This window comes from Bradyrhizobium sp. HKCCYLRH2047 (genome assembly GCF_051168175.1).
Lineage (GTDB): Bacteria > Pseudomonadota > Alphaproteobacteria > Rhizobiales > Xanthobacteraceae > Bradyrhizobium.
On sequence record NZ_JBNPUM010000010.1, the window covers coordinates 1 to 14,344 of the forward strand.

A 14,344-nucleotide genomic window follows, 5' to 3' on the forward strand; every position below is an offset into this window, starting at 1 on the left:
CTGCCGCCTGCATTTTTTTCGCAGGCGGGCCATGGGTGAGGCCTTCACCCGGCATTCCCTGCGCCCTCTGCATGATTGCGAGGGACGACCAAGTGCAGACCTCGGGCGAGTCTCGCCGCGAGATCACGTCCTCATGTCTTCAACTCGATGGCTGTTTGAATTGTGAATCCGCCAAACCCACCGCTGTCGTCCCGGACAAGCCGTGACGCGCGCCAGCGCGTCGCGGCTCCGATCCGGGACCCATACGCCGCAGCAGACGTGATGGGCAAAAAGCCAATTGCCAGCCTGCCTCAAACCGCTCCCTGGGGGTATGGGTCCCGGCTCAAGGCCGGGACGACAGCGGAATGTGTGGACACGACTGGGCCCAAGCGCAGTGATGGTGAGATAGTCCGCGAGAACGCGCCCGCCTCAATATCCCAGCGCGCAGCCGTCCTTGCGCGGGTCGGAGCCGCCGGTGAGCGTGCCCTTGTCCCAGTCGATCCAGATCGCCTGGCCGCCGCCGAGCGGCGACACCACCTTGGTGGTCTTGTGGCCGATCTTCTGCAAGCCTTCGACGACATCGGCCGGCACGCCGTCCTCGAGCTGATAGACGCCCTCGTAATGCAGGCCGCGCGCCATATCGATCGCTTCCTGCACGTCGCAGCCATAATCGAGGATGTTGGTCAGCACGTGGGTCTGGCCGACCGGCTGATACTGGCCGCCCATCACGCCGAACGACATCTGGGCGCGGCCGGCCTTGGTGGCGAGCGCCGGGATGATGGTGTGCAGCGGACGCTTGCCCGGACCGATGCAGTTCGGATGACCGGGCTGGATGCGGAAGCCGCCGGCGCGGTTCTGCAGCAGCACGCCGGTCTCGTTGGAGACGATGGCCGAGCCGAACGAATGCGCGATCGAGTTGATGAAGGAGCAGACGTTGCGGTCGCGGTCGACGACGGTGATGTAGACCGTCTCCGGATTCATCGGCGGCGCGACGTTCGGCAGATCGAGCAGCTTGTCGAGGCTGATCTGCGAGATGTACTCGTCGGCGAACTCCTTGGCGAGGATGCTCGCGACCTCGGTGGTCATGTGCGCGGGGTCGCCGATATGCTGCTCGCGCATCATGTAGGCGATGCGCGCGGCCTCGGCCTCGAGGTGGAAGCGCTCGACGCTGAGCGGATCGATCCGCGTGAGGTCGAAGCGGGAAAGAATGTTGAGCATCACCAGCATGGTGATGCCCGGGCCGTTCGGCGGGCACTGCCAGACGTCGTGATCCTTGTAGGTGGTGCCGATCGGCGAGGTCACCTCGGTCTGGTGATTGGCGAAGTCCTCCAGGGTGTGCAGGCCGCCGATGCCGCGCAGCGTCTGCACCATGTCCTCGGCGACCGCGCCGGTGTAGAAGCCCTTCGCCCCCTCCTTGGCGATCACGCGCAGCGTCTGCGCCAGCTCCGGCTGGCGGATCACGTCGCCGACCGCCGCCGCCTTGCCGCGCGGCAGGAAGTAGCGCGCGGTGTTGGTGCCGTTCTTGAGCTTCTCGAACTGGTTGTTCCAGTCGAAGGCCACCCGCGGCGCCACCACATAGCCGTCCTCGGCGGCGCGGATCGCCGGCTGCAGCAGCCGGTCGAGGCCGAGCCGGCCATGGTCGTGCAGGATGCGCGCCCAGGCATCGATGGCACCGGGCACGGAGACGGCGTGGGCGGAGGTCAGCGGCACCGAATGGATCTTGCGCTCGAGGTACCAGTCCACGGTCGCGGCGGCAGGCGCCCGGCCCGAGCCGTTATAGGCCATGATCCGGCCCTCGCCCCTGGGCTGGACCAGGGCGAAGCAGTCGCCGCCGATACCGGTCGATTGCGGCTCGATCACTCCGAGCAGGGCGCAGGCTGCCACCGCCGCATCGGCCGCGGTGCCGCCGGCCCGCAGCACCTCGATCCCGGCCAGCGCCGCCTGCGGGTGCGATGTCGCGATCATTCCGTTCTGGGCGTGGACCGTCGACCTGCCGGGGAAATGGAAGCTTCTCATCGTTGCTCGCTGCGTGATCGTGTGGTGGTTGGAATACCAGTGCTGGCCGGCTACATCGCACATTCCTTCCGGGCTCGGCAATGCCCGGGGATACCAGCTTTTCTATGGTCAGCTCTGCTGGTAAACGGCCGCATGCCCCTCGCCGTCGCCGCCTTCTATCAGTTCGTCGCCCTGCCGGATTTTCGCGACCTGCGTGCGCCGCTCCACGCCTTTTGCGCCGAACGCGGCATCAAGGGCAGCGTCCTGCTGGCCGAGGAGGGCATCAACGGCACCGTGGCCGGGACCGAGCCGGCAATTGCCGCCCTCGTCGGCGAGTTTCGCGACGGAATGCTGTTCGCCGGCCGGCTGGACAATCTGGAGCTGAAATACTCGCGCGCCACCGCCATGCCGTTCCGGCGCCTCAAGGTGCGGCTGAAGCGGGAGATCGTGACGCTCGGCGATCCCGCCGCCGATCCGACCCGCCAGGTCGGGACCTATGTCAGTCCCGCCGATTGGAACGCGCTGATCGCAGCGCCCGATACCGTCGTGCTCGACACCCGCAATGCGTTCGAGGTGGCGATGGGCACGTTCGAGGGCGCAATCGATCCGGGCCTGCAGAGCTTCGGGCAGTTCAAGGATTTTGCCGCACGCGCGCTCGATCCTGCCAGGCACAAGCGGATCGCGATGTTCTGCACCGGCGGCATCCGCTGCGAGAAGGCGAGCGCGCTGCTGCTGGCGCGCGGCTTTTCCGAGGTCTACCACCTCAAGGGGGGCATCCTGAAATATCTCGAGGAGACCCCGGAATCCGAGAGCCGCTGGCGCGGCGGCTGTTTCGTGTTCGACGAACGGGTGGCGCTCGGTCACGGGCTGCGGGAGCACAGCGAGGCCACGATCAAGGCCGTTCCGGAGGGCGCACGCGATGAACAGCTCTGAGCAATCCAACGCGCAGCTCGGCGAGCGGATCGACACGCTGGAGATGCGCCTGACGTTTCAGGACGACACGATCGAGACGCTGAACCAGACCATCACCGCGCAGTGGCGCGAGATCGATGCGCTGAAGCGACAGGTCGCCCTGCTGGTGGAGCGGCTCGAGGAGGCGCAAGGCAATACCGAGGGGCCGCGCAATGAGCCGCCGCCGCACTACTGAGCAGGCGGCGATCTCACGCCGGGACGGTCGCCGGCGCCTTGCCGGCGGGCAGGTCGACCACCTCGCCGGCCATGATCAGGCGGTCGCGGCCGGCGTCCTTCGCGGCATAGAGCGCGCGGTCCGCCGCCTCGATCAGCGAGGCCGGGCCGGCGGAGCGTTCGAAGCCCGGCCGGCACACCGCACCGCCGATGCTCGCGGTGACGATTCCCGCCGGGTTGTGATCGTGGACGATGCGGGCCTCGTGCAGTGCCCGCCTGATCCGCTCGCCGAGCCTGGCGCAGCCCCCGGCATCGGTGTTCGGCAGCAGGATGGCGAACTCCTCGCCGCCGTAGCGGGCGGCCAGATCCGAGCTGCGCTGCGCCTCGTCGGCGAGAATGCCGGCCACGGTGTGCAGGCACTCGTCGCCGGCCGGATGGCCATAGGCGTCGTTGAAGGCCTTGAAGTGGTCGATGTCGATCATCAGCAGCGCCAGCGAGGTCTTGTCGCGGTAGGCCCTGCCCCACTCCTCCAGCAGCCGCTCGTCGAACCGGCGGCGGTTGGCGAGCCCGGTGAGGCCGTCCTCGATGGCCAGTGTCTCGAGCCGGCCCTGCAGCGTCTTCTGCTGGGTCACGTCGCGGGTGACCGCGACGAAGCCGTCGAGCGCACCATCCGGCTGACGGGTGGCGCGGATCGTGGCCTCGACCCAGATCTCAGACTTGTCGCGGCGGCGCATGCGATAGGTGGCGCGGGCTTCGTCGACGGCCCCTCGCCTGAGCTGATCGAGGATCTCCTGCAACTGCGGGCGATCGAGCGGATGCACGCCGGAGAGCGCGCGCTTGCCCAGGAGCTGCGACGGATGCCAGCCCAGCACGCGCATGGTCGAGGGCGAAACGTAGCCGATGCATTCGTCCAGCTCGATCCGCGTCACGATGTCGCTGGAGCCTTCGGCGAGCAGCCGGAAGTTTTCTTCCTTGGCGGCCAGCGCCGCGGCGAGCTGCTGGCGCTGCAGCAACTGCTTCGCGAGGAAGATGCCGATCGCAATGACGAGCGCGACCAGACAGACCAGCACCGTGAGCCGAATGAGCGCATCACGTTTCCATTCGGCCAGCACCTCCGCCTCCGTGCGCGTCACCAGAATGAGGAACGGATAGCGCTGCGCGTGCTGATAGAACCCGATGCGGTCGGACGTTTCGCCGAGCCGCCGGAAATGCAGCGTCCCCGACGCAGGATGATAGGGAATCGCTTCGAGGATGGGGCGCCCAACCGTCTGAGCGTCGGGCTCCGCATTGTCGGCGAGGACGGCCCCATCGCGGCTCATCAGGCTGATCGTGCCCTGACGACCGACGGCAAACTGACGGTAGAACTGAGCAAAATAGGCAACGTCGATGGTTGCCAGCACGACGCCGCCGAACCGGCCATCCGCGTGATTCCAGCGCCGCGACAGGGTGATGACCCACTGGCCGCCAGCCCTGCTCTGCACCGGGCGACCGATCAGCAGCGAACGATCGGCGGAAACCCTGTGGTGCGCGAAGTAGTCGCGATCGGCATTGTTGTAGTTGGCGAGCGTGACGTCCTCGGTGGTCGCGAGCCAGTCGCCGTTTTCGCCATACGCGAAGATGCCGCGGATGCGCCCGAGATTGGGCTTCCTCGCCTTCAGGATCGTCTGCAGTCGGGTGATCGCGCCGGGCTTGCCGTCATCGGTTTCGAGGGCGGCGACGACGCCGCGCAACAGCGAATCCGCAAGCTCGAATGTGTCCTCGACGTGCTGGGTGAGCGAATGAGCGAGATTGCTGAGATCGGTTTCGGCATTTCGCACCTCCGCCTGACGGGAGGTCCATTCGCCCCAGATGCTGAAAGCGAGAATGGCGACCGACACGAGCGCCAGCACGCCAGCCGCCCACATGGGCAGGCGGCCTCGATCAACTCTGGTCGCACCAACGTCCATTCCGCGGGACTCTCCGGACGCGCCGAGGTTCCCATGGACATCTTATTTAACTCTGAAATGCGGCTGCTCCGAAGGTGTCCGCAGCGGCCCGTAAGACTACGGCTGCTCCCGTACAAATACGGAGCCACACCGAGAAATCCGCGGTCGCAAGCGGCGTCCCGCTTGTTAGTTCAACGGGCGAACACCGATCGCACCTTGTCCCACAACGATGACGCATGCGCCGGATCGTGGTCGACGTCGTCGTCCTTCGCTCGGGTCGTCGAGGGCTGTTGCAGGCTCACCGGATCCGATGCCGGGAACGTATCCATCAGTCCCTTGTCGAGTTGCGTGACCGTCTCACGATCGAGACGCGCGGCCTCGCGCGGATCGACCGCGTGCTTGTCGTGGGGTGCAGGATTGAATTTCTCAGCCATGGTCAATCTCCCTGTGGAACGACAACGCAGTGGCGAAAGACGTGTTCCGCGAGATGTGGCGGCCGGCGACCGCAATGGCGCTCGTATCTCCCGCCGCTTCCGCGTCGATATCACCTTGGCCGGAACCGCGTGGGCATGTATCACGGACGGTAAACTGTTCCCGAAAGTTGCGGAGCCCCAGCGTGAGTGAGACTGCCGTGAACAAGCCCTTCATCGACGTGCTGGCCGGACGGCGGCAGAGCGTGCCCCCGATCTGGATGATGCGGCAGGCCGGCCGCTATTTGCCGGAGTACCGCGAGGTCCGCGCCAAGGCCGGCGGCTTTCTCGACCTCTGCTTCAATCCCGAACTCGCGGCCGAAGTCACGCTGCAGCCGATCCGGCGCTTCGGCTTCGATGCGGCGATCATCTTTTCCGACATTCTGGTGATCCCGCACGCGCTCGGCCGCAGCGTCCGCTTCGAAATCGGCGAAGGCCCGCGGCTGGACCCGCTCGATACGCCGGACAAGATCGCGACGCTGTCGGCGAAGGCCGATTTGTCGAAGCTGGAAGCGGTGTTCGAGGCGCTGCGCAAGGTGCGGGCCGAGCTGCCGCGGAGCACCGCGCTGATCGGCTTCTGCGGCGCTCCATGGACGGTCGCGACCTACATGGTCGCAGGCCAAGGCACGCCTGATCAGGCGCCAGCGCGGCTGCTCGCCTATCGGCATCCCGATGCGTTCGGCAGAATCATCGATGCGCTGGTCGACAGCTCGATCGCCTATCTCCTGAAGCAGCTGGAGGCCGGCGCCGACGCGCTGCAGATCTTCGACACCTGGGCAGGCGTGCTGTCGCCGCGCGAGTTCGCGCGCTGGTCCGTCGCGCCGACACGGCGCATCGTCGAGGGCGTCCGCAAGGTACGTCCGGATGCGAAGATCATCGGTTTTCCGCGCGGGGCCGGTGCATTGCTGCCCGGCTATGTCGCCGAAACCGGCATCGATGCCGTCAGCATCGACTGGACCGCGGAGCCGGGCCTCGTGCGCGAGAAGGTGCAGAGCAAGGTCGCGGTGCAGGGCAATCTCGATCCGCTGGCACTGATCACCGGCGGCGCGGCGCTCGACCAGGCGGTCGACGACGTGCTGGCGAGCTATTCCGGCGGCCGCCACATCTTCAACCTCGGCCACGGCATCCTGCCGGAAACCCCGATCGCCCATGTGGAGCAGATGCTGGCGCGGGTCCGCGCCTACAAGGGATGACTTGCTAGCGCGGCCGGCTGCGCTCGATCAGCTCCGCCGCGCCGTTGGCAAGCAGATCGAGCCCGACCGCCCGGCCGAGCTCGCGCGGACGATCCGCCGGCGCCGAGCGCTGCGCCTCGATGAAGTGGCCGCCATCCTCGTCGAGCACCGAGGCGGTCAGCGTCAGCTGACCGCCGTCGATGGTCGAAAAGCCAGCGATCGGCGAGTTGCAGTGACCGTTGAGCACCCACAGCACCTCGCGCTCGGCGTCGGCGCAGGTCCGCGCCGCCGCATCGTCGATGGTCGCCAGGATGCGCCGCGTGTCCCAGTCGGAGGCCGGGCATTCGACGGCGACGATGCCCTGCCCGACCGCCGGCAGCATGTCGGCGACCGGGAAGTCATAGGAGGCGCGGTCGGACAGGCCGACCCGCTCCAGCCCGGAGCGCGCCATGATCAACGCATCAGCCGGCCCCACGGCGCCGCCGTCCGGCAGCTTCTGCAGCTCGCCATTGTCGAGCTTGCGGATGCGGGTATCGGCCGCGCCGCGAAAATGGATCAGCTCGGCCTGCGGAAACAGTCGTCGCGCATAGGCGGCGCGGCGCACGGCATTGGTGCCGATCTTGAAGCCCCGGCCGCCATCGTTGCGGAATTCGTCCAGCGACAGCCCCCGCCGCAGCACCAGCACGTCGCCCGGCGGATCGCGCGACAGCAGCGCCGCAACCACCAGCCCCGGCGTTTCCTCGTTGCCCGGCATGTCCTTCAGCGAGTGCATTGCTGCATGCAGCCTGCCATCCAGCATGGCGCGGCGGATCTCGGCCACGAACGCCCCGCCCTTGCCGCCATGGGTGAGCAGCTTGCTGGTCTGGTCGGAATCGCCCGTCGTCTCGAACTTGACGATCTCGATGTCGAGCGACGGAATCGCGGCCTGCAGCCGGCGGGCGATCTCCTCCGTCTGCGCCAAGGCCATCGTGCTCTTGCGGGTGCCGATCCGGAAACGTGTCACGAACTCATTCCTGCGTCAGCGCGCGTCCTGCAAGATCATGTCGGAGGCCTTCTCCGCGATCATGATGACCGGCGCGTTGGTGTTGCCCGAAACCAGGTCCGGCATGATCGAGGCATCGACCACGCGCAGGCCGTCGACGCCGCGCACCCGCAGGCGCTGATCGACCACGGCGACAGCATCGGTCCCCATCCGGCAGGTCGAGGTCGGATGGTAGATCGTGCTGCCGGTCTGCCGGCAATAGGCCAGGATGTCGTCATCGCTCACGATCTTGGACCCCGGATAGGCTTCACCCGAGACATACGGCTTCAGCGCCGGTGCCGCCAGGATTTTCCGCAGGATCCGGAGGCCATCGACGTTGGCCCGCCGGTCGGTTTCACTGGCGAGATAATTGATGCGGATTTCCGGCGGCACCGTCGGATCCGCGCTCCTGATCCGCAGCGAACCGCGGCTTTCGGGCCTGAGCTGGCAGACCGAGGCGGTGAAGCCGGAGAAGGTGTGCAGCTTCTCGCCCATCTTGTCGGTCGAGAACGGGATGAAGTGGATCTGGATGTCCGGGCTCGCAAGCCGCGGATCGGTCTTGAAGAATGCGCCGGCCGTCCCCGCCGCGATCGTCAGCGGACCGTTGCGGAAGGCCGCATAGCGTGCGCCAGCCAGCACCTTGCGCACGGGATTGTTGACGATGTCGTTGAGCGTGATGCGCCGGCTGCAGCGCATCACGATACGCACCTGCAGATGGTCCTGCAGGTCACTCCCGACACCGGGCGCATCGAGGACCACGTCGAGACCATGCTGCTTCAACAGCTCGGCCGGACCGACCCCGGACAGCTGCAGCAGTTGCGGCGAGTTGTAGGCGCCGCTCGACACCAGGATCTCCCTGCGGGCGCGGGCCGTCCGCATCCGGCCGCGCTGGCTGAACGTGACGCCGCCGGCCCGGCGTCCCTCGAACACGATCCGCTGGGCCAGCGCGTCGGTCTCGACGTGCAGGTTGCTGCGACCGAGCGCCGGCCGCAGGTAGGAGGCCGCGGTGCTGGCGCGACGGCCGCGCCGGGTCGTCGTCTGGAAGAACCCCGCGCCCTCCTGGCTCGCACCATTGAAGTCGCCATTGAAGGGCAACCCGGCCTCGACCGCCGCCTTCACGAAGGCTTCAGACAAGGGGTCCTCGTGCCGCCAGTCGGACACCGGCAGCGGGCCGTCGATGCCATGATAGTCGTCGGCGCCGCGGGACTGATTTTCCGCCCGCTTGAAATAGGGCAGCACGTCGTCATAGCCCCAGCCGACATTGCCGCGCTGCCGCCAGCGGTCGTAGTCCTCGTGCTGACCGCGCACATAGAGCAGGCCGTTGATCGAGCTGGAGCCGCCGAGCACCTTGCCGCGCGGCTGAAACACCGAGCGGCCGTCGAGCCCCGGCTCCGGCTCGGTCTGGTACATCCAGTTGACGGTCTTTTCCTTGAACAGCTTGCCGTAGCCGAGCGGAACGTGGATCCAGATGTTGGTGTCCTTCGGACCGGCCTCGAGCAGCAGCACCGTGTGCTTGCCGTCACTGCTGAGCCTGTTGGCGAGAACGCACCCGGCCGAGCCGGCACCGACCACGATATAGTCGAACTCCAGGTCCGTCTCACGCAACGCTGCGCTGCCTTCCATCGCTTCCCCACCGGCCTTGTTGTTGTTTCATCCTCGATGATACCAAAAGCCGGCGCATGCAAGCGGCAAATCAGCAGGTCTGGTCGGCCATCTCAGTCATGACTGCTTCAGCAGCCGCGCGGCGTGCCGTGCGATCATCATCTCTTCATCGGTATTGACCACCCGCACACGCACCCGCGACTGGTCCGAAGAGATCAAGGAATGGCTCGCGCGGTTGCGGCTTTCGTCCAACGCGATCCCGAGCCACTCGAATCCCTGGCAGACGCGCTCGCGAATGCGCCATGCATGCTCGCCGATCCCGCCGCAGAACACCACCGCGTCGATGCCAGAGAGGATCGCGGCCATAGCGCCGAGCTCGCGCCTGATGCGGTCGACGAAGTAGTCGATCGCCTGCCGCGCCTCCGTCGTGCCGGCGGCCTCCAGTTCGCGCATGTCCTGCGACAACCCCGACAATCCCTTGAGGCCCGAGTGATTGTAGAGGAGATCGGTGACCGCCTCGGCCGTCATGCGCTTCTCCTCAAGCAGATAGAGAACGACGCCAGGGTCGAGCTGACCGCAGCGCGTGCCCATCGGCAGACCGTCGAGTGCCGTGAAGCCCATCGACGAACCGATGCTCTGCCCATCCCGGATCGCACACATCGAGGCGCCGTTGCCGAGATGCATCACGACCACCCGGCCCTTCTCGTCGAGCGGAGCGATCTCCTTCAATCGCGACACGACGTATTCATAGGACAGGCCGTGAAAGCCGTAGCGGCGGACGCCCTGATCGTAGAGCTCGCGCGGCAAGGCGTAGGTGTCGTTAACCCAGGGGTGCGAGCGATGGAACGCGGTATCGAAACATGCGACCTGCATGGCGCCAGGAAAGGCGCGATGGGCGGCGCGGACACCAGAGAGATTGTGAGGCTGGTGCAGCGGCGCCAGCGGAATGAGCTTTTGCAGATCATTCAGAACATCGTCATTGACGACGATCGGCCGCGTGAATGCGAGCCCGCCATGAACGACGCGGTGACCGACGGCGTCGACTTCGGTGCGGCCGATGGCGCGCTGCAGGACCTCGAGCACGACGCCGAGAGCCGCTTCGTGATCGGCGGCGCTCGCTGCATCCAGGCGTTCATCGGCCAGCGGAGCGCCCCTCAGCTTTGCTTCGAGATGCGGCGCGTTGCGGCCAAGCCCCTCGATCTGGCCATGCACGGTCTCGACAAGGACGGCATCTTCCTCGAACAAGGCGAATTTGATCGAGGATGAGCCGGAGTTGAGGGTCAGGATGTGTTGCATCGGTGATGCCGCCTCGTGACGAATGTTGAACTGATAAACTGCAGAAAATACGAATTATTTCCATGACGATCCGAAGACGAACAAAACGCTAGGTTGCATTCTGACACCGAATTATCGTCTGCCATCGTACCCAAGGTTGAGTCGGACCCGCGGGAGGGCCATTGCGTGAATATGCGTCGACATCTCCTCCCGACCACCGTGGTCGGAAGCTACCCGCAGCCGGATTGGCTGGTCGATCGCGCAATGCTCTCGAAATCCGTTCCTCGCATTCGCATGCAGGGCATGTGGCGCATTCCCCGGCCGCTGCTCGACGACGCCCAGGACGACGCGACCATCGTCGCGATCCACGACATGGAACAGGCGGGGATCGACATCGTGTCGGATGGCGAGATCCGGCGCGAAAGCTACTCCAACCGGTTCGCGACCGCGCTCGACGGCGTCGATGCCGACAATCCCGCCATCATCATCTCGCCGTCCGGGATCAAGACGCCAGTGCCGCGCGTCGTCGGTCCGATCCGGCGGACGCAGCCGGTCGAGCTGCGCGACATGGAGTTCCTCCGCCGTAACACCCGGCGTGCCGCCAAGATCACCCTGCCCGGGCCGTTCACATTGAGCCAGCAGGCCCAGGACGACTTCTACGGCGACGACGAGGCGCTCGCGATGGCTTTCGCCGAGGTCGTCAATGCCGAGGCCCGCGACCTGCAACGCGCCGGCGCCGACGTCATCCAGCTCGACGAGCCCTGGGTCCGCAACAATCCGCAGGCGGCGCGGCGCTATGCCGTCAAGGCGATCAACCGGGCTCTGGATCATATTACGGTGCCCACCATCGTTCACGTCTGCTTCGGTTATGCCGCCATCGTGCCGGGCTCCAGCAAGCCGAGCGGATATGCGTTCCTGGCCGAGCTTGCCGATTGCCACGCTGCGCAGATCGCGATCGAGGCGGCGCAGCCGCGGCTCGACCTCGGCGTTCTCAGAGATCTCTCGACCAAGACCATCGTGCTCGGCGTCCTCGATCTCGGCGATCCCGAGATCGAGCCGATCGCTGTCGTGGCCGAGCGCATCCGCAACGGCCTGAAAGTGGTGGCGCCGGAGCGGCTGGTCGTGGCGCCCGACTGTGGCATGAAATATCTGCCGCGCGCGACCGCCTTCGGGAAATTGAAGGCGATGTGCGCGGCGGCGGCGCGGGTGCGCGAGGAACTCGCCTGACAGCCCAATGTGGCAGATGCGGCGCACGTCGGGCGCGGCGCTCCACGATGGCGCCACCCTGCAAACCCATTTCCGGAATAAGGCAGGCGGTGAGCGCCGGGGGTCGGCTGGCCCGATTTCGTCGCGAGGGAGGCTCCGATGGCCGTCTGCATCACGACGAGGAACGTCGCCGCCGCGATCGGCATGCTTGCCGGCGCAGCGGTGAGCGGGACCGCGATGGCCGACCCGCTCGACGATATCATGGGCGGCCTGATGCGCGACGCGCGCAGCTCGTTTGCGCGGATGGTGCCGATCGGGCTCGTGCCGACCATGCCATCGCTCCAGCCGCCTCCCATCCAGCAGCCAACGGCACTGCCACCACCCTCTCGGCCCGCGTTCCCGCCGCAGGCCCAGGCCGTCAAGCCGCAGGCGGCAGCGAAACCATTGCGCCCCCGGCCGCCGCTCAGTCCGGCCGCGGCGACGCTGGCGGCTGCCGATGCGGCCGAGACGGTCGCCGACGCCAATCTCGATGCCGCGCTGGCGGCCAACGAGAAGGCCATTTCCGACCGCGACGCGGCGGAGGCGCTGGCGAAGGCCAATCCCACCGCAGCCAACATCGCGGCGGCCAAGGCCGCGGCCGAGGCGGCGTACACCGCCGAAGCGAACCTCACCGACGCGCTATTGGCCGACAAGGAGACCGATGCACGCCTGAAGGCCGCACGCGCCGCCGTCGCAGCCGAGCAGAGCGGCCGGAAGTCCTCAGGCAAGCCGCCGTCGGCGACGCCGGTCAACCTGCTCGCCGACAAATAGCCGGCAGTGCGCTCACAGCGCGTCGGCCCGCTCCAGCGTATCGATCGTGACCACGCCGTGGGCGCGGGAAACGCAGGCGCAAAGCTTGCGGCTCTCGTGCTTCTGCTCGGCGCTGAAGAACACGTCGCGATGATCGATCTCGCCCTCGACTTCGACGACGTCAACCGCGCAGACGCCGCACTCGCCGCGCCGGCAATCCGCCATGACCTCGTGGCCGGCGGCATTGAGCACGTCGAGCATCGAGCGGTCGCGCGGCACCACGATCTCCTCGCCGCTGTCGCGCAGCCGGACCTTGAATGGCTCGGTCGACAGCCGGCCGCTCGATCCGAACGTCTCATAGCTGAGATCGGCCGGCGCGCGGCCGCACGCCGCCCACGCGCTGCGCGCGGCATCCAGCATCCGCATCGGTCCGCAGAACAGCACGGCTGCTCCGGACGGCAGACTCGAAAAAAGATCGGTCAGGTCGAGCCGCTGCGACTGGTCCGCGGCATACACCGCGAGACGGTCGCCGAGCAGCGCCGAGAGCTCATCGAGGTAGGCCGCATCACCGCGGGATCGCACCGCGTAATGCAGCGAGACGCTCGGCGTCTTGCGCAGCAGCGCATGCGCCGCCCCGACCAGCGGCGTGATGCCGATGCCGCCGGCGACCAGACAATAATGCTGATACTGCCAATCGACCTGCAGCAGCGAGGTCGGGCTCGCCACGTCCAGCCGCGCGCCGGGCTGCAGCGACCACAGATAGCGCGATCCGCCGCGGGAATCCTCGGCGAAGCGCACGGCGATCCGGTAGCCCCGCGGGTCCGCCTCGCCGACCAGCGAATAGGAGCGGACATCGGGCTGGCCGCCGGCGAGGACGCCGACCTTGATGTGGCTGCCGACCGCATAGGGCGCGCAGACATAGCCGTCGGGCCGCAGGATGAATTCGCGGATGCCCGGCGCAAGGTCGCGTGTCGAGACCAGGGTCGCAGGCGACCAATTGTCCTGGAAACGCATGATCGCCTCCTCAGCCGTTGATCTGCGTCTTGATCAGCACCGCCGCCGGCACCAGGTCCATCGGACCACGCGCCTTCACGGCCAGCCGCAGGTTGCGGGCGGCCAGCCGGGCATGCTCACGCATGATGCTCTCGGCGCGGGCGCCCTCGCGGTTCTCGATCGCATCGATGACGATGCGGTGATGCTCCTGCGCGACCACCAGGATGTGGCGCGCCTCCGGCAGCGCCGATTGCGCCATCACGAATCCGCTCGGCGAGGCGAACGGCAGCGCGCTGGCGCGGTCGACCTGGCGGATCACCGGCGGACTGCGCGACAACTCGGCCAGCAAGGCATGAAAGCGCGCATTCAGCGCCACATAGGCCGAGAAGCCGTCGAAGGAGAGCTCGGCGGGCGCGATCAGTTCGTCGATCTGGGCGAGGCATTCGCGCATCGGCTCGGTGTCGCGCACGGACACGCCGCGCTCGGCGGCGAGCCGCGCCGCCAGTCCTTCCATCGTGCCGCGCACCTCGATGGAGTCGAGCACGTCGCGCTCGGAGAACGATTTCACCATGAAGCCGCCGGACGGAATCGCCTCCAGCAGCCCCTCCTCCTCGAGCCGGACCAGCGCCATGCGCACCGGCGTGCGGGAGACGCCGGCGGCCTCGACCGCCTGCAGCTCGGATATGCGCTCACCGGGGCGCAAGCCGCCGGTGAGGATCAGGTCGCGCAAGGTGAGCTGCGCTCGGACGGTCTGCGAGATCGAACGCTCGCTGTCACGCTCGGCCATTCCAT

13 protein-coding genes are annotated in these 14,344 nt (G+C 67.1%); 5 read left to right on the top strand and 8 right to left on the bottom strand.

The genetic code is table 11. The features are described from left to right. Nucleotides 1-408 precede the first annotated feature (408 nt). Nucleotides 409-1,995 carry a gamma-glutamyltransferase gene (gene ggt, locus ACQR1D_RS23180; protein WP_315805858.1) on the bottom strand — a complete coding sequence of 529 codons (1,587 nt, stop codon included), beginning with the start codon at nt 1,993-1,995 and terminating at the stop codon, nt 409-411. 132 nt (nt 1,996-2,127) lie between these two features. Here ggt and ACQR1D_RS23185 point away from each other — a divergent pair, with 132 nt between their 5' ends. Then, nucleotides 2,128-2,907 (top strand): rhodanese-related sulfurtransferase, encoded by a 780-nt coding sequence (locus ACQR1D_RS23185; protein WP_316218623.1) that lies wholly within the window; start codon nt 2,128-2,130, stop codon nt 2,905-2,907. Then, nucleotides 2,894-3,121 carry a SlyX family protein gene (locus ACQR1D_RS23190; RefSeq protein ID WP_315805856.1) on the top strand — a complete coding sequence of 76 codons (228 nt, stop codon included), beginning with the start codon at nt 2,894-2,896 and terminating at the stop codon, nt 3,119-3,121. The genes ACQR1D_RS23185 and ACQR1D_RS23190 overlap by 14 nt, the downstream gene beginning before the upstream one ends. Before the next feature lie 13 nt (nt 3,122-3,134). Here the strand turns inward: ACQR1D_RS23190 and ACQR1D_RS23195 are convergent, their stop codons facing one another. Beyond that, nucleotides 3,135-5,045, bottom strand: coding sequence for a diguanylate cyclase (locus ACQR1D_RS23195; protein WP_434839122.1), 1,911 nt, complete (start codon nt 5,043-5,045; stop codon nt 3,135-3,137). 170 nt (nt 5,046-5,215) lie between these two features. Next, nucleotides 5,216-5,458: a hypothetical protein gene (locus tag ACQR1D_RS23200; protein ID WP_434839123.1), complete on the bottom strand. Its 243-nt coding sequence runs from the start codon at nt 5,456-5,458 to the stop codon at nt 5,216-5,218. A 197-nt stretch (nt 5,459-5,655) separates the two neighbouring features. Here ACQR1D_RS23200 and hemE point away from each other — a divergent pair, with 197 nt between their 5' ends. Continuing rightward, nucleotides 5,656-6,687 carry a uroporphyrinogen decarboxylase gene (gene hemE, locus ACQR1D_RS23205; protein WP_434839260.1) on the top strand — a complete coding sequence of 344 codons (1,032 nt, stop codon included), beginning with the start codon at nt 5,656-5,658 and terminating at the stop codon, nt 6,685-6,687. Between the two features lie 4 nt (nt 6,688-6,691). On the opposite strand, the gene hemC is transcribed toward hemE, so the two are convergent. From hemC to ACQR1D_RS23220, 3 genes are all read right to left on the bottom strand, one after another. Beyond that, complete coding sequence (gene hemC, locus ACQR1D_RS23210; RefSeq protein ID WP_315805852.1) at nt 6,692-7,669, bottom strand: hydroxymethylbilane synthase; 978 nt, start codon at nt 7,667-7,669, stop codon at nt 6,692-6,694. Nucleotides 7,670-7,684: 15 nt separating this feature from the next. Then, complete coding sequence (locus ACQR1D_RS23215) at nt 7,685-9,310, bottom strand: GMC family oxidoreductase (RefSeq protein ID WP_434839124.1); 1,626 nt, start codon at nt 9,308-9,310, stop codon at nt 7,685-7,687. A gap of 96 nt (nt 9,311-9,406) precedes the next feature. Continuing rightward, the gene (locus tag ACQR1D_RS23220; protein ID WP_316178016.1) at nt 9,407-10,585 is read right to left on the bottom strand and encodes an acetate/propionate family kinase; all 1,179 of its coding nucleotides are present in this window, start codon (nt 10,583-10,585) and stop codon (nt 9,407-9,409) included. 171 nt (nt 10,586-10,756) lie between these two features. On the opposite strand from ACQR1D_RS23220, the gene ACQR1D_RS23225 reads away from it, so the two are divergent. Together ACQR1D_RS23225 and ACQR1D_RS23230 are read left to right on the top strand one after the other, a co-directional pair. Beyond that, nucleotides 10,757-11,791, top strand: a complete 1,035-nt coding sequence (locus tag ACQR1D_RS23225) for a uroporphyrinogen decarboxylase family protein (RefSeq protein ID WP_434839125.1) — start codon at nt 10,757-10,759, stop codon at nt 11,789-11,791. A 138-nt stretch (nt 11,792-11,929) separates the two neighbouring features. Next, nucleotides 11,930-12,580: a hypothetical protein gene (locus tag ACQR1D_RS23230; protein WP_434839126.1), complete on the top strand. Its 651-nt coding sequence runs from the start codon at nt 11,930-11,932 to the stop codon at nt 12,578-12,580. Nucleotides 12,581-12,592: 12 nt separating this feature from the next. Here the strand turns inward: ACQR1D_RS23230 and ACQR1D_RS23235 are convergent, their stop codons facing one another. Further along, a complete protein-coding gene (locus tag ACQR1D_RS23235; protein ID WP_434839127.1) occupies nt 12,593-13,573 on the bottom strand; it encodes a PDR/VanB family oxidoreductase in 981 nt (326 codons plus the stop codon). A gap of 10 nt (nt 13,574-13,583) precedes the next feature. Continuing rightward, complete coding sequence (locus ACQR1D_RS23240; protein ID WP_315805847.1) at nt 13,584-14,339, bottom strand: GntR family transcriptional regulator; 756 nt, start codon at nt 14,337-14,339, stop codon at nt 13,584-13,586. Between the last annotated feature and the right edge of the window lie 5 nt (nt 14,340-14,344).

Bases quoted from the DNA above. Each gene is read 5' to 3' on its own strand.
- ACQR1D_RS23230 (WP_434839126.1), top strand. From the start codon at position 11,930: ATGGCCGTCTGCATCACGACGAGGAACGTCGCCGCCGCGATCGGCATG.
- ACQR1D_RS23235 (WP_434839127.1), bottom strand. From the start codon at position 13,573: ATGCGTTTCCAGGACAATTGGTCGCCTGCGACCCTGGTCTCGACACGC.
- ACQR1D_RS23220 (WP_316178016.1), bottom strand. From the start codon at position 10,585: ATGCAACACATCCTGACCCTCAACTCCGGCTCATCCTCGATCAAATTC.
- ggt (WP_315805858.1), bottom strand. From the start codon at position 1,995: ATGAGAAGCTTCCATTTCCCCGGCAGGTCGACGGTCCACGCCCAGAAC.
- ACQR1D_RS23200 (WP_434839123.1), bottom strand. From the start codon at position 5,458: ATGGCTGAGAAATTCAATCCTGCACCCCACGACAAGCACGCGGTCGAT.
- ACQR1D_RS23195 (WP_434839122.1), bottom strand. From the start codon at position 5,045: ATGGACGTTGGTGCGACCAGAGTTGATCGAGGCCGCCTGCCCATGTGG.
- ACQR1D_RS23240 (WP_315805847.1), bottom strand. From the start codon at position 14,339: ATGGCCGAGCGTGACAGCGAGCGTTCGATCTCGCAGACCGTCCGAGCG.
- ACQR1D_RS23225 (WP_434839125.1), top strand. From the start codon at position 10,757: ATGCGTCGACATCTCCTCCCGACCACCGTGGTCGGAAGCTACCCGCAG.
- ACQR1D_RS23215 (WP_434839124.1), bottom strand. From the start codon at position 9,310: ATGGAAGGCAGCGCAGCGTTGCGTGAGACGGACCTGGAGTTCGACTAT.
- ACQR1D_RS23185 (WP_316218623.1), top strand. From the start codon at position 2,128: ATGCCCCTCGCCGTCGCCGCCTTCTATCAGTTCGTCGCCCTGCCGGAT.
- ACQR1D_RS23190 (WP_315805856.1), top strand. From the start codon at position 2,894: ATGAACAGCTCTGAGCAATCCAACGCGCAGCTCGGCGAGCGGATCGAC.